Origin of the sequence: Pseudomonas sp. JV414 (assembly GCF_032424305.1) — a bacterium.
Lineage (GTDB): Bacteria > Pseudomonadota > Gammaproteobacteria > Pseudomonadales > Pseudomonadaceae > Aquipseudomonas > Aquipseudomonas lini.
In genome coordinates this window covers 13,864-30,575 of sequence record NZ_VYKC01000020.1, presented here as the reverse complement: position 1 = coordinate 30,575, position 16,712 = coordinate 13,864, and the positions used below count along the sequence as shown (strand labels likewise).

Sequence of the window (16,712 nt, the reverse complement as noted above, 5' to 3'; positions counted from 1 at the left end):
TCGTTCTACCTCAGCTTCAGGGTGGCAAGGCCGACCAGTACCAGAATCACGGTGATGATCCAGAAACGGACGATCACACGCGGCTCGGGCCAGCCCTTGAGTTCAAAGTGGTGGTGTATCGGTGCCATGCGGAACACACGGCGACCGGTCAGCTTAAAGGAGGCAACCTGAATCACGACCGACAGGGTCTCCATCACGAACACGCCGCCCATGATGAACAGGACGATTTCCTGACGGACGATCACTGCGATGGTGCCCAAGGCCGCGCCCAGCGCCAGTGCGCCGACGTCGCCCATGAACACCTGGGCCGGATAGGTGTTGAACCAGAGGAACCCCAGGCCCGCGCCGATCAACGCGCCGCAGAACACGATCAACTCACCCGCGCCCGGTACATAAGGGATCAGCAGGTATTCAGCGAATTTCACGTTACCCGACAGGTAGCAGAAGATCCCCAAGCCGCCGCCGACCATTACGGTAGGCATGATCGCCAGACCGTCGAGACCATCGGTCAGGTTGACCGCGTTGCTCGAGCCGACAATCACGAAATAGGTCAGGACGATGAAACCCGCGCCCAGCGGAATGCTGTAGTCCTTGAGCATCGGCAGGATCAGGGTGGTTTCTACCGGCGTCGCTGCAGTCATATAAAGGAAGATCGCCGCGCCCAGGCCGAACACCGACTGCCAGAAATACTTCCAGCGGCTCGGAAGGCCGCGAGAGTTTTTCTCGATGACTTTGCGGTAATCGTCGACCCAGCCGATGGCGCCAAACAGCAGGGTCACCAACAACACCACCCAAACGTAACGGTTGGCCAGGTCAGCCCAGAGCAAGGTGCTGACACCGATGGACGAAAGAATCAGCGCGCCACCCATGGTCGGGGTGCCCGACTTGGAAAGGTGCGATTGCGGACCGTCGTTGCGAACGGATTGACCGATCTGACGGTTCTGCAAGGTGCGGATCATCCACGGGCCATAGCACAGCGACAAGACCAGCGCGGTCAGCACACCGAGAATCCCGCGCAGGGTCAGGTACTGAAAGACCGCGAAGCCTTTGTAGAACTGTTGCAGATACTCCGCTAGCAGCAGCAGCATTAATGTTTCTCCAGACGGGTCCCGCACAAAGCGGCGACGATGTTTTCCATCGCGGCGCTGCGCGAGCCCTTGATCAAAATGGTGGTGTTTGTGTCCTGCTCGGCTTCCAGGGCCTTGATCAGCTCAGCCTGAGTGCTGAAGTGAAAAGCCTGCTCGCCGAAAGCGTTCACGGCGTGAGCCATCATTGGCCCGACCGCGTAAAGCGCGGAAACTTTGCCGCGGGCGTACTCGCCCACGTCGCGGTGCCCCTGCTCCGCCCAATCGCCCAACTCGCCGATATCTCCGAGCACCAAAACGGTGCGACCGGAAAAGCCGGCGAGTATATCAACGGCGGCGCACATAGAGGTGGGGTTTGCGTTGTACGTGTCATCGATCACGCACATACCGTTAGTTGCCAGTTGCGCGACGGTGCGGCCCTTGACCGGTTGCACCGCGCCGAGACCGGTGGCGATGCCGAACAGCGACACGCCCAAGGCGTGGGCTGCAGCGGCGGCGGCCATGGCATTGGCGACGTTATGGGTGCCGAGCAGGTTCAGTTGAACCCGTTCCACACCTTCAGGGCTGTGCAGATTGAACGCCGGGCAACCGCGGGCATCGCGGTCCAGATCGCTGGCGTAGAAGTCGGCGCTGATATTGCTCAGGGCAAACGTCAGCACTTTGCGACCGGCGGCTCGGGTTTTCCAGATTTCAAAAGCCTTATCGTCAAGATTCAGCACGGCGACGCCATCGGCATCCAGCCCTTCGAGAATCTCGCCCTTGGCTTCAACGATTTTTTCCGGCCCGCCGAACTCGCCGACGTGGGCGGTCCCGGCGTTGTTGATGACAGCCACGTGGGGCTTGGTCATGCCGACGGTGTAAGCGATTTCGCCGAGCCGCGAAGCGCCGAGTTCGATCACGGCAGCGATGTGTTCCGGTGCCAGTTCGAGCAGGGTCAGCGGAGCGCCCAGGTCATTGTTCAGGTTGCCACGGGTCGCCAACACCGGACCGCGCGTGCGCAGGATGCTCGCGAGCATTTCCTTGACCGTGGTCTTGCCGCTGGAACCGGTGATGGCCACAACCGGTTGAGTGAACGCCGCACGGTTCATCGCGCCCAGTTGGCCTAGGGCCTGGCGGGTGTCCTGGACCAGCAGTTGCGGCAGCGCACTATCGGCAACTTCACGCTCGACCAGAGCACCCACGGCGCCTTTGGCGGCGACGTCATTGAGGTAGTCATGGCCATCGAAACGCGGGCCGGCCAGAGCAATAAACAGTTGGCCGGGCGTGATCGCGCGGCTGTCGATGCTAACGCCGTCGAAGCTGGCGTCGCTGGCAATCAGACGGCCATTCAATGCGCCGGTCAGTTCGCTCAGTTTCATGGCTTTAAGCATGGGCCACCTCCCATGCGGTCAGGGCGTGATCGGCTTCGACCAGATCGGAGAAAGCGTGACGCTCGCCATTGATTTCCTGATAGTCCTCGTGACCTTTACCGGCCAGGACAACCACATCATCCGCCGAAGCACTGGCGATCAATTGGGCAATCGCCTGGCCACGGCCGGCAACGAAGGCAACTTTATCCACTGCGGTGAAACCGGCGCGAATGTCGTCGAAAATCACGGTCGGGTCTTCGGTGCGCGGATTGTCATCGGTGACCAGTACGCCATCGGCCAGACGCTCGACCACTTCCGCCATCAGCGGACGCTTGCCGCGATCGCGATCACCACCGCAACCGAACAGGCACAGCAACCGGCCTTTGGCGTGAGGACGCAGGGCCATCAAGACTTTTTCCAGCGCATCCGGTGTGTGGGCGTAATCGACCACCACCAATGGCTGAGTACCGCCGCCCAGGCGCTGCATGCGACCGGCCGGGCCTTCGAGTTTCGGCAGTACTTTGAGGATTTCGTCCAGCGCGTAGTCCAGCCCGAGCAAGGCGCCGACCGCGGCCAAGACGTTGCTCAAGTTGAAACGACCGAGCAAGGTACTGCGCAAATGGTGCTCGCCTTGCGGCGTGACCAATGTGGCGCGCACGCCTTCGTCGTCGAACTGCGCTTCGCGGCAATACAGGTAGGCGCTGGAATCTTCCAGGCTGTAAGTGATCAGTCGCGACTCGCCTTTATCGGCAGCCAGTTGCCGACCGAAATCGTCATCCAGGTTGACCACCCGGCATTTCAGATCATTCCAGGCGAACAACTTGGCCTTGGTTTCGCCATAGGCCTGCATGGTGCCGTGATAATCCAGATGATCGCGCGACAGGTTGGTCATCACCGCCACATCGAATGCCAACGCAGTCACGCGGCCCTGATCCAGGCCGTGGGAAGAGACTTCCATGGCCACAGCTTTGGCGCCGGCCTTTTTCAGATCGGCGAGGGTCGCTTGCACCGCAATCGGGTTCGGTGTGGTGTGCAGACCGCTTTCCAGCGCGCCGTAGAAACCGGAGCCCAGAGTGCCGACGATGCCGCAGTGCTGACCGAGCAGGTCGAGCGCCTGGGCGACCAATTGGGTCACGCTGGTTTTACCGTTGGTGCCGGTCACGCCGATCAGGTTCAAATGACGGCTCGGGTCGCCATAAAAGCGCCCGGCGATGTCCGACAGCTGCGCCGCCAGACCTTTGACCGGAATCAACGGCACATCGGTAATCGGCAGCACAGTCGCGCCTTCGACTTCATAAGCCACGGCAGCAGCGCCGCGTTGCAAGGCGTCGGCGATATGCGCACGCCCGTCGAACTTGCCACCAGGAACCGCGAGAAACAGATCGCCTGCTCGTACGTTGCGGCTGTCCAGCGCCAATTCGCGGATCAACAGATCGCGGCCGGCGTGGGCGAAAATCTTGTTCAGGCTCAGCGACATCAGCCGCGCCCTCCATTAGCTTTCAGCGGAACGACCGGTACGGCGTTCGCTTGTTGAGTGGCAGGCAGGTTGTCCGGAGTGACGTTCATCAGGCGCAGGGTCCCGGACATCACTTTGCTGAACACTGGCGCCGATACCAGACCACCGAAGTAACCGGCCTTGGTCGGTTCATCGATCACCACCACGATTGCGTAACGCGGATCGCTCATCGGGCCGAAGCCGGCGAACAGCGAGCGGTAGGAATTCTCTGCGTAGCCTTTGACGCCGACCGACGTTTTACGCGCGGTACCCGATTTGCCGCCCACGTGATACGCCGGCACCTGCGCACGGAATACACCGCGCGGGGCTTCGATCACTTGTTGCAACATGGTTTGCATGGTTTTCGCGACGGCTTCCGGCAATACCTCTGTGGTTTGCGGCGCCTTGTCGGTTTTGATCAGGGTCAGCGGCGCGAGGCGACCATTGTTGGCCAGGGCCGAAAAGGCGTGGACCAACTGGATCGCAGTCACGGAAATACCGTAGCCATAGGACAGCGTGGCAGTTTCAGCCTTGCGCCATTCGCGGTAGTTCGGCAGGTTGCCGACGCGCTCGCCCGGGAAGCCGAGGCCGGTGTCCTGGCCGAGGCCGACTTTCTGCGCCAGGCGGAAAATCGTTTCGCCGCCGATATCGAACGCGACCTTACTCATGCCGACGTTACTGGAATTGATCAGGATACCGGTCAGGTCGAGTACCGGACCTTCACTCTTGGATACGTCCTTGATGGTGTACTTACCAATCTGCAAAGTGCCTGGATATACCTCGACGGTATCGGTCGGCTTCCAGCGCCCGGTTTCGATCGCGGCACTCATCGAGATCGCCTTCATGGTCGAGCCCGGCTCGAACACATCGATCATCGCGCGGTTACGCATCATCGCCGGCTGCAGGTTGCGACGGTTGTTCGGGTTGTAAGTCGGCTGGTTGACCATGGCCAGGATCTCGCCGGTCTTCACGTCCATGATCACCAGGCTGCCAGCCTTGGCGCCGTTCTCGATGATCGCGTTGCGCAGTTCACGGTTGGCCAGGTATTGCAGACGCAGGTCAATGGACAACGCCAAGGGCTTGCCGGCCTTGGCGTTTTTGGTGACCTGGACATCTTTGATCAGCCGGCCGCGCCGGTCCTTGATCACCTGTCGCTTGCCGGGCACGCCGGCGAGCCATTCGTCGTAGGCCAACTCGACGCCTTCGCGCCCGTGGTCATCGATGTCGGTAAAGCCGACCATGTGGGCGGTGACTTCGCCGGCCGGATAGAAACGCCGGAACTCTTCGATGCCATAAACGCCCGGCACTTTCAGATCGAGCACAGCCTGGCCCTGCTCGGGGGTCAGCCCGCGCACCAGATAAATGAATTCTTTGTTGGCCTGGGCTTCGAGACGCTCGGCCAGGGCTTTCGGGTCCTGCCCCAAGGCAGCCGCGAGTGCTGGCCACTTCTCTTTGGCTGTTTGCATTTCCTTGGCATTGGCCCACAGGGTGGTGACTGGGGTACTCACGGCCAAAGGCTCGCCGTTACGGTCGGTGATCAGACCACGGTGAGCCGGAATTGGAATATGACGAACGCTGCGCGCATCGCCCTGACCTTTAAGGAAGGCACGGTCGACCACTTGCAAATCGATGATGCGCCAGGCAATCGCCGCCACCATGATGCCGAGCAACCCGACCACCAGACGGAACCGCCATGGAAAGAGCGCGCCTTCGAGTTTCATCATGGCGCCACCATCTGCACTTCAGCGGCGCCAGGAATGCGCATCTTCAGTTGCTCGGTGGCCAGGACTTCGATACGGCTGTGGGCGGTCCAGGTGCTCTGTTCGAGAATCAACCGGCCCCACTCCGCCTGCGCCTTGTCGCGCACGCTCAGTTCGCCGTACAGCGAATTCAGCAGCTGACGGTTCCAGTGCGCGCTATAGGACACGCCAATGGCCGACACGAGCACGCCGACAAACAACAGCAGCATGAAAAAGCTTCCGCCGGGAAGTGGCTTGGCGAAAAGCTTGCTCACCGCAACTTCTCCGCGACACGCATGACGGCGCTACGGGAACGTGGGTTGGCTTTGAGTTCGGCGTCGGAGGCCGTCTGCGCTTTGCCATGGATTTTGATTACCGGTTCGAAAGCGACGTGACGGACCGGCAGGTTGCGCGGCAGGTTGTCGGCTTCGCCTTTCACCAGCTTGCGCATGAACAGTTTGACGATGCGGTCTTCCAGCGAATGGAAGCTGATGACGACCAGACGGCCGCCCACTTCCAGGCATTCCAGTGCGGCTTCGAGGCCGGCTTCCAGATCGCCCAGTTCGTTGTTGACGTGAATGCGCAGGCCCTGGAATGCACGGGTGGCCGGGTTCTTGCCCTTTTCCCATGCCGGATTGGCGACTTTCAGCACTTCAGCCAGATCGCCAGTGCGTTCGAACGGCTTGATGTCGCGACGCTCAGCCACGGCACGCGCCATGCGACCGGAGAAACGCTCTTCGCCGTATTGCTTGAACACCCGGGCGATTTCTTCCACCGGCGCGGTGTTGACGAACTCGGCGGCGCTGATTCCACGGGATGGGTCCATGCGCATGTCCAGCGGACCGTCATTGAGGAAACTGAAACCGCGTTCAGGGTCGTCGAGTTGCGGCGAAGACACGCCGAGGTCGAGCAGAACACCGCTGACCTTGCCGGCCAGACCGCGTTCGGCGACTTCCGAACCGAGTTCGGCAAAGCTGCGCTGCACAACGACAAAGCGGCCGTCTTCGGCCGCTAGCGTTTGCCCGGTGGCAATCGCTTGAGGATCTTTGTCGAATCCGAGCAACCGGCCATCTGGTCCGAGCTGGCTGAGGATCAACCGACTGTGTCCGCCACGTCCGAACGTACCGTCCAGATAGCAGCCATCAGGACGTACGGCGAGAGCCTCGACGGCTTCGTCAAGCAGTACGGTGATGTGGTTAAAGCCGCTATCAATAGTCACAGGATTAAATCACGCAGTTCATCAGGCATGGCGCCCGGTTGTTGAATAGCAGCCAGGTCAGCGGCAGAAACCGCATTCCAGGCATCCTCGTCCCACAATTGGAACTTGTTCAGTTGGCCTACCAACATTGCGCGCTTATCCAACTTGGCATATTCGCGAAGACGTGGCGGAACCAGAAAACGACCACTGCCATCGAGCTCGAGGTCGACGGCATTACCAATCAGTAAACGTTGCAGGCGGCGGTTCTCTTCGCGAAGCGAAGGCAGTGCGCGCAGTTTGGTTTCGATAATTTCCCACTCATCGAGGGGATAAACACACAAACACGGATCAACGGCATCGATGGTGACGATTAATTGACCGGAACTACGCGAAACCAGCTCGTCACGGTACCGGCTCGGCATAGCGAGACGGCCCTTTGCATCGAGACTGATAGCGTTAGCTCCGCGAAACACGTCAGCGTTTCTCCAAATATTAGCGTTTTACGCTCAAAAAACCCACTTCATGCCACTTTCCGCCACTTGCGCACACTATAGGAATGCGCCCACCACACCGTCAAGGCGCGGATTAAAGGAAAACCCTTACAGAACGGAGATTTAGGAGCGCAAAAGGAGGGTTAACGAGAATCTGACGGATGAATTCGCTCAATAACTTGAATCAGCACAGAAGGCTGCGTTCAGAAGTTAAAGTAGTTTGTTAAGAGTAAGATTTTTTCGGTATTACAAAAGCGCTTCTGCTATTGATTCAGCAGGGAGGGAAATTGCCATTACACACATCGCTGCCAATGACTCGGCAGAGAGGAAAAAAGGTGGAGAGTCGATCTGTAAGCCGGGTTCTGTCTTGAACAGTCATTCGTCTACGATGGCCATCACTGGACATCTTTAGCAACCTACCCGGTCCCAGCGCGGGCCACGCCTTGGGACCCTATTTGGTCTTGCTCCAAGTGGGGTTTACCTAGCCACGAACTGTTGCCAGACGTGCGGTGCGCTCTTACCGCACCTTTTCACCCTTACCGGCGCCGAAGCGCTTAGGCGGTTATTTTCTGTGGCACTTTCCGTAGGCTCACGCCTCCCAGGCATTACCTGGCACTTCGCCCTATGGAGCCCGGACTTTCCTCCCCCCCCTAATTTTCATAGAGGGCAGCGACTGTCCGATCGACTCTCCGCCGCGAAGATTAACGGCAGAGCGGCCGAAGAACAAGCGCTAAAAGCCTCTGGCCGGCGCTGCATGTCGGTTTACTCGCCCTTCTGTTTATCCAGCGCGACCTGATAGAGCACATTCTTGCGTTCGCCGGTAATTTGCGCTGCCAACGCCGCCGCACGCTTGAGCGGCATCTCTTCGAGTAGCAGGTCGAGAATACGCATGGCTTCACTGCTGACCGCGTCTTCGGTCTCAGGGGCAGTCCAGCCCGCCACCAGCACCACACACTCGCCACGCTGCTGATTGCTGTCCGATTCGACGAACTCGCGCAACTCGGCCAGCGGCAAGCCTTTGAGGGTTTCGAAGGTCTTGGTCAGTTCACGCGCCAGCAACGCCGGACGCTCGGCACCAAATACCAACTCCATGTCTTGCAGGCATTCAAGGATCCGATGGGGTGCTTCATAGAAAATCAGCGTACGCGGTTCTTCTTTTACCAGTTCCAGACGAGCACGTCGGCCGACAGCCTTGGCCGGCAAAAAACCTTCGAAGATGAAACGGTCGGACGGCAGCCCCGCCGCCGACAACGCAGCAATCAAGGCACATGCACCCGGAACCGGCACCACATTGATTCCCGCGGCACGGGCCTGACGCACCAGGTGATAACCCGGATCGGAAATCAGCGGCGTCCCGGCGTCGGAAATCAACGCCACATCGTCGCCCGCCAGCAGACGGGTGATAAAGCGGTTACCCTCCTCCCGCTCGTTGTGTTCATGGCAGGCCGCCAGCGGCGTGGGAATGCCGAAATGCTGCATCAATCGCTGGGAATGACGAGTATCTTCGGCCGCGATCAAGGCGACCTCGCGCAGGATCTTCAGCGCACGCGCACTGATGTCGTCCAGGTTGCCGATGGGCGTCGCCACCACATAAAGCGAGCCAGCAGCGGAATTCAAAGCACCTGGAGCAGTCAAAGCGCACACCTCATGATCGGTAAAAGGCGACATTGTAGCGCGTAGCGACGCTTGCGATACGTCTCGCCCTCCCCGGGTTTTCCAGTCTTTTGTGCAGTGCTGCAACATTTGCACGAGCTAAATTGATCGATTCACGCCAGTAACATCGCGCCCCGGCCAGTGCTTGGGTACAATTCCACGCTAATTTGATCGAGTATCAGGAACACTTACATGATCGCTTGCCTGCGGCTGCTCACTGCCCTCTGCCTCGCTGCCTTGCTGGCGGCTTGCGCCAGCTCGCCCTCTTCCAGCCTTGGCGAACTTCCACGGACCCCGGACGCCAGTATCGAGCAACTGCTCGAACAGGCCACGCAAAGCAAAGATCCGGAAAAAGCCGCTCTATTGCGTTTGAGCGCAGCAGACCTGGCTTATCGTCAGGGCAATGCCGGCCAGTCCGCGCAAATCCTGCAACAGGTGCCGGTGGAACAACTCAAGCCTGGTCAACAAGTCTTCGCCAACACCCTGGCGGCTGAACTGGCCATGGTCCGCAATCAGCCCAAAGCGGCGCTGACTGCCCTGAGCCATCCGAGCCTGCAACGCCTGAGCGAACTGCCCGTCGAACAACAGGTTCGCACCGGCACCGTTCATGCCCGCGCCCTTGAGGCCGACGGCCAGACCCTGGCCGCCGCACGGGAGCGCATCTTCATTGCCCCGATGCTTGAAGGTGAAGCAGCCAGCAAAAACCACGAAGCAATCTGGACCCTGATCGCGTCGCTGCCGACCGATCAATTGCAGCCGACCACCGACGATGACCTCGGCGGCTGGATCCGTCTGGCGCTGGCGGTGAAAACGGCCGGCACCCTGGAACAGCAGCAAGCCGCGATCGACCACTGGCGCGAACAAAATCCCAAGCATCCGGCCGCCATCCAGTTGCCATTGCCACTGACCAAACTCAAGGAACTGGCCAGCCAGCCCCTGAGCAAGATCGCCCTGCTGCTGCCGCAAGACGGCCCGCTGGGTTCGGTTGGCAAAGCACTGCGCGAAGGCTTCATGGCCGCTCACTACCAGGCGCAACAAGCCGGGCAGAAGCCGCCAGCCATCGAGTTCTATGACAGCTCGCGCCTGACCTCCCTCGACGAGTTCTATCGCAAGGCCCAGGCCGATGGCGTGCAACTGGTGGTCGGCCCGCTGGAGAAGCCGCTGGTCAAACAGCTCAGCGCGCGCCCGCAACTGCCGATCACGACCCTGGCGCTGAACTACAGCGAAGGCGAACAAGGTCCGGCCCAACTGTTCCAGTTCGGTCTTGCCGCTGAAGACGAAGCCCGCGAAGTGTCCCGGCGTGCACGCGCCGACGGTCTGCATCGCGCTGCCATCATGGTGCCGAAAGGCGAATGGGGCGACCGCGTACTCAGGGCGTTCAGCCAGGATTGGCAAACCAACGGTGGCAGCATCGTCGCCACCGAACGCGTCGACCAGCCAGTGCAACTGGCCCAGCAGATTGCCGACATGTTCCAACTGCGCCAGAGCGAAGGCCGCGCCAAGAGCCTGCAAAGCACCGTTGGCTCGCAGGTTGCCGCACAACCTTCGCGTCGTCAGGACATCGAGTTCATCTTCCTGGCCGCGACGCCGCAACAGGCTCAACAGATCAAACCGACCCTGAACTTCCAGTACGCGGGTGACGTGCCGGTTTACGCCACCTCCCACGTATTCAGCGCCAGCGGCGACCAGAACCAGTACAACGACATGAACGGTATTCGCTTCTGCGAAACCCCATGGCTGCTGGATGCCAACGACCCGCTGCGTAAACAAGTCACTGCACAATGGCCACAAGCCGGCGGCAGCCTGGGCCGCCTGTACGCGATGGGCGTTGACGCGTATCGCCTGGCACCGCGCCTGGGGCAACTCAAGGCCTTGCCGGACAGCCGCATCCAAGGCCAATCGGGCAGCCTGGGCATGACTCAGAATCAACGGGTCGAGCGTCAGTTGCCATGGGCAGAGTTCACCAACGGTCAGATTCAACGCCTGCCGGACACCTCGCGCTGATGCCTGACAGGTCACGCCAGCAAAGCGGTAAAGATGCCGAGCGTCATGCGCTCGAGCATCTTCAACAACAAGGTCTGCGCCTGCTGGCGCAGAACTGGTTGTGTAAACGCGGCGAGCTTGATCTGGTCATGCTTGATGGCGATACAGTAGTATTCGTCGAAGTCCGCTATAGAAAAAACACCCAATGGGGTGGCGCTCTCGATAGCATCGATGGGCGCAAACGGCAGAAACTGATTTTTGCCGCGCAGTATTTTCTTCAGCGCGAGTCGCGTTGGGCCAATTCCCCCTGCCGCTTCGACGTGGTTGCCATCGACAGCAACCTTGATCAGTTGAACTGGTTGCAGAATGCCTTCGACAGCTGATCGCTTGCGTCCCGAACCGGACACCTTCACCCAACACTTTTGCTCTTTGCTTTGCGGGCTGCACATTCATGTGCCGAGTAGCCGCGCTAATTAAGGTCACACAGATGGACATGCAATCGCGAATTCGCCAGCTTTTTCAGGCCAGTATCGACACCAAGCAACAGGCGATGGACGTACTTGCACCGCACATCGAGCAAGCCAGCCAGGTCATGGTCAACGCCCTGCTCAACGAGGGCAAGATGCTGTCGTGCGGCAACGGCGGTTCCGCCGGTGACGCACAGCACTTCTCGTCCGAGTTGCTCAACCGCTTCGAGCGCGAGCGCCCGAGCCTGCCCGCCATCGCGCTGACCACCGACAGCTCGACGATCACCTCGATCGCCAACGATTACAGCTACAACGAAATCTTCTCCAAACAGATTCGTGCCCTCGGCCAGCCGGGTGATGTTTTGCTGGCGATTTCCACCAGCGGCAACTCGGCAAACATAATTCAAGCGATCCAGGCCGCACATGATCGCGAAATGATTGTCGTAGCATTGACCGGTCGTGATGGCGGCGGCATGGCGTCACTGCTATTGCCTGAGGACGTCGAGATTCGCGTACCGGCCAACGTCACCGCACGTATTCAGGAAGTCCACCTGCTGGCGATCCATTGCCTTTGCGATTTGATCGACAGCCAACTGTTCGGGAGTGAAGAATGACCCCTAATCGCCTAGGCCTTCTGGCCTTGACCCTGTGCCTTGGCATCAGCGGCTGCACCTCGGTGGTTAACGCCAGCCGTGAAGCGCCGATCGATGATGACCGTGGCACTCGTACCTTCGGCAGCAAGATCGACGACTCCCTGATCGAAACCAAGGCCGGTGTAAACATCGCCAAGGCCGATCCTGACCTGGACAACAACTCGCACATCGTCGTCACCAGCTTCAACGGTGTGGTGCTGCTCGCCGGCCAAACCCCTCGCGCCGACCTCAAGGCCAAGGCCGAACAGGTTGCCGCCGCCGTTCAGCGGGTGAAGAAGGTGCACAACGAGCTGCAAGTACTGGCGCCCTCCTCGCTGCTGGCGCGCCAGAATGACACCTGGCTGACCACCAAGATCAAAACCCAGATGCTCACCGACGCCTCCATCCCGGGGTCGCGTATCAAGGTTGTGACCGAAAACGGCATCGTCTACTTGCTGGGTCTGCTGACCAAGCAGGAAGCGGCACAGGCGACCAATCTGGTACAAGGCGTTTCCGGCGTGCAGAAGATCGTGAAGTTGTTTGAGTACATCGACTGATACTTGCTTACCGGCGATGGCATCCTCGAGATCGCCATCGCCCCTGTAGGAGCTGCCGAAGGCTGCGATCTTTTGATCTTGAAAAGCAAAATCAAAAGATCGCAGCCTTCGGCAGCTCCTACCCGTTTGAAGGTGGTGAAGTAATAAAAAAGGCGATCCATTCGGATCGCCTTTTTTATTACTTCACCACCTTCAAACTCGGTCGACCGCTGGGACGCGGCGGCTCGCTGTCGGGTGGCGGAACATCATCATCCGGTTCGATCTCTTCCTCGTCTTCCAGAGGCGATTCCATATCGAACACCATGCCCTGACCGTTCTCCCGAGCGTAAATGCCCAGGATCGATGCGATAGGCACGTACAGGGTATGCGGCACGCCACCGAAGCGCCCCTCGAAACTGACTGCCTCGTTGTCCATGTGCAGATGACGCACGGCTGCCGGGGAAACGTTCAGGACAATCTGTCCGTCACTGGCAAAACCCTGAGGCACCTGCACCGATGGATACTCGGAATTAACCAGCATGTGCGGGGTGCAATCGTTGTCCACAATCCACTCGTAGAGCGCGCGGACCAGATAAGGTCGACTGGAGTTCATAGCGGCTCCTTAAGCCTTAGCGCATATCGCGTTCGACACCAGACAGACTCGCCTGGAAAGCCTCACGCGCAAACGAGCGCTCCATATAATCAAGCAGCGGCTTGGCAGGCCGCGGCAGTTCAATACCCAGAATCGGCAATCGCCAGAGTATTGGCAATAGGCAGCAATCCACCAGACTTTGTTCCTCACTGAGGAAAAACGGCTTGTCGGCAAACAACGGCGACACGCCTGTCAGGCTTTCGCGCAGCTCTTTACGAGCCACGACACGGGCTGCTTCCTTGGTCCGCGAATCCAGAATCAGATCCACCAGACCACACCAGTCACGCTGAATGCGATGAATCAGCAGACGACTGTTGGCACGCGCCACAGGATAAACCGGCAGCAATGGCGGGTGCGGGTAACGCTCATCCAGATATTCCATCACCACGGTCGACTCCCACAACGCCAGGTCACGATCGACCAGGGTGGGCAGGCTTCCGTAAGGGTTCACTTCAATCAGTTTAGGCGGCTGGCGACCAGCTTCCACGTAAATGATCTCGGCGCTGACACCCTTCTCTGCAAGTACGATGCGCACTCGGTGGGAATAGTGGTCGGCGGGGTCGGAGTAACAGGCCAACCGATTGGTCACGCCCATGGCGGTCCTCCTCGCTTGTTGAAATTATCGGAAACGGAAAAACACGCGCGCCCAGAGGGCGCCTCCCGTAACGCCTGGATCACCAGACTCGTTACACCTTCAGAGACGCCCCTGGGCGCGCGCGATTAACAGCAATGGCTTACAGCTCTATCAATGGACGTCTTTCCAGTATTCACGCTTGAGCAAGTAAGCGAATACGAAGAAGAACGCCAGGTACAGCAACACATAGGTACCGATGCGCTGATGCTGCAGCTTCACCGGGTTGGCCGAGTAGGCCAGGAAGGTCACCAGGTTCTTGACCTTCTCGTCGAACTGCTCTTCGTTCAGCGTGCCGGTTTTCGGCAATACAGTCAGTTGATCGCAGGCTTCATGGGTCAAAGCGGTGCCGGTCAGCGGATCGTATTGCTTCTTGCCGTCTTCGACGATTTGAACTTGTTTACAGCCTACCACCTGACGACCCTGCAGGCCGACCAGAACGTTAGGCATGCCGACGTTCGGGAACACCTTGTTGTTCACGCCCCAAGGACGCGACGGGTCTTCATAGAAGGAACGCAGGTAGCCGTAGAGCCAGTCTGTGCCACGAACACGAGCCACCAGCGTCAGGTCGGGCGGTGCCGCACCGAACCAGGCCTTGGCATCAGCCGGTTGCATGCCGATGTTCATGTGGTCACCGATCTTGGCGCCGGTGAACACCAGCTTCTCAAGCATCAGCTCATGAGGAATGCCCAGGTCATCGGCAACACGCTCGTAGCGCTGGAACTTGGCGCTGTGGCAGCCCATGCAATAGTTGGCGAACGTACGTGCGCCGTCCTGCATGGCAGCCTTGTCAGAAACGTCGATATCGACCTTTTCCAGCTCCGGACCACTCGATGTCGATGCGAAAGACAGTACAGGCATCGCCGCAAGAATCAGTACAGCAAATAGCTTTTTCATCAGCCAGTCACCCTTTCCGGAACCGGTTTGGTCTTCTCGAGCCTGGTGTAGAACGGCATCAGAATGAAGTAGGCGAAGTACAGGAAGGTACATACCTGCGACAGCAACGTACGGCCTGGCGTTGGAGCCAGAACACCCAACACACCCAGGATCACGAACGAGATGCAGAACACCCAGAGCCAGATCTTGCTCAGCCAGCCTTTGTAGCGCATCGACTTGACCGGGCTGCGATCCAGCCATGGCAGGACGAACAGCACAGCGATGGCCGCGCCCATGGCGATTACGCCGAGGAGCTTGTCCGGAACCGCCCGCAGAATCGCGTAGAACGGTGTGAAGTACCAGACTGGAGCGATGTGCTCAGGGGTCTTGAAGGCGTTCGCCACTTCAAAGTTCGGCTTCTCGAGGAAGTAGCCGCCCATTTCCGGGAAGAAGAATACGATCGAGCAGAAGATGAACAGGAACACCACCACGCCGACGATATCTTTCACGGTGTAGTACGGGTGGAAGGCAATGCCGTCCAGCGGTACGCCGTTTTCGTCTTTGTGCTTCTTGATGTCGACGCCATCCGGGTTATTCGAACCGACTTCGTGCAGCGCCAGAATGTGCACCACCACCAGACCGAGGATCACGATCGGCAGGGCAACCACATGCAAGGCGAAGAAGCGGTTAAGGGTAATACCGGAAATCAGGTAGTCACCACGAATCCACTGGGTCAGGTCGTTACCGATGACCGGGATCGCACCGAACAGCGAGATGATTACCTGGGCACCCCAGTAGGACATCTGACCCCACGGCAGCAGATAACCCATGAAGGCCTCAGCCATCAGCGCCAGGTAGATCAGCATGCCGAACACCCACACCAGCTCGCGCGGCTTCTGGTACGAACCGTAAAGCAGGCCACGGAACATATGCAGGTAAACGACGATGAAGAACATCGAAGCCCCGACTGCGTGCAGCATGCGCAGGATCGAGCCGTGCTCGACGTCGCGCATGATGTATTCGACGGAAGCAAACGCCTCTTCCGCCGACGGGGTGTAGCTCATGGTCAGCCAGACACCGGTAACGATCTGGTTGACCAGAACGAGCAGCGCCAGCGAGCCAAAGAAATAGAAGAAGTTGAAGTTCTTCGGGGCATAGTACTTGCTGAGATGGTCTTCCCACATTTTGGTCGCGGGAAAGCGCGCATCAACCCAATCCATGAACTTGCTCATCACGCTTTCTCCGTATCGACGCCAATGACAATGACGTCATCGGTCTCATAGGAATGCGGGGGAACTGGCAGGTTCAAAGGCGCAGGTTGCGACTTGTAGACGCGGCCAGCCAAATCGTAGTGAGAACCGTGGCAAGGGCAGAAATAACCCCCTACCCAATCCTTGCCCAGGTCTGCAGGTGCCACTTCTGGACGGAAAGTCGGTGAGCAACCCAGGTGTGTGCAAATACCGATCAGCAGCAGAACTTCTGGCTTGATCGAACGCGTCTCCGGGTCGACATAGGTCGGTTGCGTCGAGTTCTTGGAGGTCGGGTCAGACAGTTGGCCCTCGATCTTTTTCAGATTCCCCAGGATTTCCTCGGTACGGCGGACAATGAACACCGGCTGGCCGCGCCACTCAGCAATCATTTGCTGACCTGGCTCGATTTTGCTGACATTCACTTTCACCGGTGCACCTGCGGCTTTCGCCTTGGCACTGGGAAACCATGACCCCACGAACGGGACCGCAGCCCCCACCGCTCCTGCAGCACCCACCACGGATGTGGCTGCTACCAAGAAGCGACGCCGGCCTGCATTCACGCCGTCATTGCTCATTCAGTCCTCTCCCATCAGCTTTGTGGCCTGTTAAATCAGGCGTCTACTAAGTAAAAATCTGAACTTATAAAAATTTTGCCGAATGGTAATGAAAAGCCCC

The 16,712-nt window shown here is 59.0% G+C and carries 17 protein-coding genes and 1 other RNA gene; 4 read left to right on the top strand and 14 right to left on the bottom strand.

Annotation, left to right across the window (positions count from 1 at the left end):
* Positions 1–5 precede the first annotated feature (5 nt).
* From mraY to rsmI, 9 genes are all read right to left on the bottom strand, one after another.
* Positions 6–1,088: a phospho-N-acetylmuramoyl-pentapeptide-transferase gene (gene mraY / locus F6R97_RS19875; protein ID WP_007904350.1), complete on the bottom strand. Its 1,083-nt coding sequence runs from the start codon at positions 1,086–1,088 to the stop codon at positions 6–8.
* The gene (gene murF, locus F6R97_RS19870) at positions 1,088–2,455 is read right to left on the bottom strand and encodes a UDP-N-acetylmuramoyl-tripeptide--D-alanyl-D-alanine ligase (protein ID WP_315866969.1); all 1,368 of its coding nucleotides are present in this window, start codon (positions 2,453–2,455) and stop codon (positions 1,088–1,090) included. Before murF ends, mraY begins: the two co-directional genes overlap by 1 nt.
* Positions 2,448–3,911 carry a UDP-N-acetylmuramoyl-L-alanyl-D-glutamate--2,6-diaminopimelate ligase gene (locus F6R97_RS19865; RefSeq protein ID WP_315866968.1) on the bottom strand — a complete coding sequence of 488 codons (1,464 nt, stop codon included), beginning with the start codon at positions 3,909–3,911 and terminating at the stop codon, positions 2,448–2,450. The genes murF and F6R97_RS19865 overlap by 8 nt, the downstream gene beginning before the upstream one ends.
* The gene (locus tag F6R97_RS19860) at positions 3,911–5,650 is read right to left on the bottom strand and encodes a peptidoglycan D,D-transpeptidase FtsI family protein (protein ID WP_173667541.1); all 1,740 of its coding nucleotides are present in this window, start codon (positions 5,648–5,650) and stop codon (positions 3,911–3,913) included. Before F6R97_RS19860 ends, F6R97_RS19865 begins: the two co-directional genes overlap by 1 nt.
* On the bottom strand, positions 5,650–5,943 hold the full coding sequence (ftsL, locus tag F6R97_RS19855; RefSeq protein WP_038981628.1) for a cell division protein FtsL: 294 nt from the start codon (positions 5,941–5,943) through the stop codon (positions 5,650–5,652). The genes F6R97_RS19860 and ftsL overlap by 1 nt, the downstream gene beginning before the upstream one ends.
* Positions 5,940–6,887 (bottom strand): 16S rRNA (cytosine(1402)-N(4))-methyltransferase RsmH, encoded by a 948-nt coding sequence (gene rsmH / locus F6R97_RS19850; protein WP_038981627.1) that lies wholly within the window; start codon positions 6,885–6,887, stop codon positions 5,940–5,942. Before rsmH ends, ftsL begins: the two co-directional genes overlap by 4 nt.
* Complete coding sequence (gene mraZ / locus F6R97_RS19845) at positions 6,884–7,339, bottom strand: division/cell wall cluster transcriptional repressor MraZ (RefSeq protein WP_003205355.1); 456 nt, start codon at positions 7,337–7,339, stop codon at positions 6,884–6,886. The genes rsmH and mraZ overlap by 4 nt, the downstream gene beginning before the upstream one ends.
* A gap of 353 nt (positions 7,340–7,692) precedes the next feature.
* An RNA gene (gene rnpB, locus F6R97_RS19840) (RNase P RNA component class A) lies at positions 7,693–8,046 on the bottom strand.
* 73 nt (positions 8,047–8,119) lie between these two features.
* Positions 8,120–9,025: a 16S rRNA (cytidine(1402)-2'-O)-methyltransferase gene (rsmI, locus tag F6R97_RS19835; protein WP_161794736.1), complete on the bottom strand. Its 906-nt coding sequence runs from the start codon at positions 9,023–9,025 to the stop codon at positions 8,120–8,122.
* 177 nt (positions 9,026–9,202) lie between these two features.
* Here rsmI and F6R97_RS19830 point away from each other — a divergent pair, with 177 nt between their 5' ends.
* From F6R97_RS19830 to F6R97_RS19815, 4 genes are all read left to right on the top strand, one after another.
* The gene (locus F6R97_RS19830) at positions 9,203–11,014 is read left to right on the top strand and encodes a penicillin-binding protein activator (protein ID WP_038981625.1); all 1,812 of its coding nucleotides are present in this window, start codon (positions 9,203–9,205) and stop codon (positions 11,012–11,014) included.
* Entirely contained in the window at positions 11,014–11,376 is a 363-nt protein-coding gene (locus tag F6R97_RS19825) for a YraN family protein (RefSeq protein WP_007904371.1), read from the top strand. Before F6R97_RS19830 ends, F6R97_RS19825 begins: the two co-directional genes overlap by 1 nt.
* Positions 11,377–11,480: 104 nt before the next feature.
* Positions 11,481–12,074 carry a phosphoheptose isomerase gene (locus tag F6R97_RS19820; protein ID WP_007904374.1) on the top strand — a complete coding sequence of 198 codons (594 nt, stop codon included), beginning with the start codon at positions 11,481–11,483 and terminating at the stop codon, positions 12,072–12,074.
* Positions 12,071–12,649: a BON domain-containing protein gene (locus tag F6R97_RS19815; protein ID WP_030129808.1), complete on the top strand. Its 579-nt coding sequence runs from the start codon at positions 12,071–12,073 to the stop codon at positions 12,647–12,649. Before F6R97_RS19820 ends, F6R97_RS19815 begins: the two co-directional genes overlap by 4 nt.
* A gap of 178 nt (positions 12,650–12,827) precedes the next feature.
* On the opposite strand, the gene F6R97_RS19810 is transcribed toward F6R97_RS19815, so the two are convergent.
* From F6R97_RS19810 to petA, 5 genes are all read right to left on the bottom strand, one after another.
* The gene (locus tag F6R97_RS19810) at positions 12,828–13,241 is read right to left on the bottom strand and encodes a ClpXP protease specificity-enhancing factor (protein ID WP_008004998.1); all 414 of its coding nucleotides are present in this window, start codon (positions 13,239–13,241) and stop codon (positions 12,828–12,830) included.
* A 16-nt stretch (positions 13,242–13,257) separates the two neighbouring features.
* Positions 13,258–13,875: a glutathione S-transferase N-terminal domain-containing protein gene (locus F6R97_RS19805; RefSeq protein WP_007905304.1), complete on the bottom strand. Its 618-nt coding sequence runs from the start codon at positions 13,873–13,875 to the stop codon at positions 13,258–13,260.
* Positions 13,876–14,025: 150 nt separating this feature from the next.
* Positions 14,026–14,808, bottom strand: coding sequence for a cytochrome c1 (locus tag F6R97_RS19800; protein WP_038981623.1), 783 nt, complete (start codon positions 14,806–14,808; stop codon positions 14,026–14,028).
* The gene (locus tag F6R97_RS19795; RefSeq protein WP_038981622.1) at positions 14,808–16,019 is read right to left on the bottom strand and encodes a cytochrome b; all 1,212 of its coding nucleotides are present in this window, start codon (positions 16,017–16,019) and stop codon (positions 14,808–14,810) included. The genes F6R97_RS19800 and F6R97_RS19795 overlap by 1 nt, the downstream gene beginning before the upstream one ends.
* A complete protein-coding gene (gene petA, locus F6R97_RS19790; protein ID WP_038981621.1) occupies positions 16,019–16,612 on the bottom strand; it encodes a ubiquinol-cytochrome c reductase iron-sulfur subunit in 594 nt (197 codons plus the stop codon). Before petA ends, F6R97_RS19795 begins: the two co-directional genes overlap by 1 nt.
* Positions 16,613–16,712: the final 100 nt, after the last annotated feature.

Bases quoted from the DNA above. Each gene is read 5' to 3' on its own strand.
- F6R97_RS19860 (WP_173667541.1), bottom strand. From the start codon at position 5,650: ATGAAACTCGAAGGCGCGCTCTTTCCATGGCGGTTCCGTCTGGTGGTC.
- F6R97_RS19825 (WP_007904371.1), top strand. From the start codon at position 11,014: ATGCCTGACAGGTCACGCCAGCAAAGCGGTAAAGATGCCGAGCGTCAT.
- rsmI (WP_161794736.1), bottom strand. From the start codon at position 9,025: ATGTCGCCTTTTACCGATCATGAGGTGTGCGCTTTGACTGCTCCAGGT.
- murF (WP_315866969.1), bottom strand. From the start codon at position 2,455: ATGCTTAAAGCCATGAAACTGAGCGAACTGACCGGCGCATTGAATGGC.
- F6R97_RS19830 (WP_038981625.1), top strand. From the start codon at position 9,203: ATGATCGCTTGCCTGCGGCTGCTCACTGCCCTCTGCCTCGCTGCCTTG.
- F6R97_RS19820 (WP_007904374.1), top strand. From the start codon at position 11,481: ATGGACATGCAATCGCGAATTCGCCAGCTTTTTCAGGCCAGTATCGAC.
- F6R97_RS19815 (WP_030129808.1), top strand. From the start codon at position 12,071: ATGACCCCTAATCGCCTAGGCCTTCTGGCCTTGACCCTGTGCCTTGGC.
- F6R97_RS19810 (WP_008004998.1), bottom strand. From the start codon at position 13,241: ATGAACTCCAGTCGACCTTATCTGGTCCGCGCGCTCTACGAGTGGATT.
- F6R97_RS19800 (WP_038981623.1), bottom strand. From the start codon at position 14,808: ATGAAAAAGCTATTTGCTGTACTGATTCTTGCGGCGATGCCTGTACTG.
- mraY (WP_007904350.1), bottom strand. From the start codon at position 1,088: ATGCTGCTGCTGCTAGCGGAGTATCTGCAACAGTTCTACAAAGGCTTC.
- petA (WP_038981621.1), bottom strand. From the start codon at position 16,612: ATGAGCAATGACGGCGTGAATGCAGGCCGGCGTCGCTTCTTGGTAGCA.
- F6R97_RS19795 (WP_038981622.1), bottom strand. From the start codon at position 16,019: ATGAGCAAGTTCATGGATTGGGTTGATGCGCGCTTTCCCGCGACCAAA.
- F6R97_RS19805 (WP_007905304.1), bottom strand. From the start codon at position 13,875: ATGGGCGTGACCAATCGGTTGGCCTGTTACTCCGACCCCGCCGACCAC.
- F6R97_RS19865 (WP_315866968.1), bottom strand. From the start codon at position 3,911: ATGTCGCTGAGCCTGAACAAGATTTTCGCCCACGCCGGCCGCGATCTG.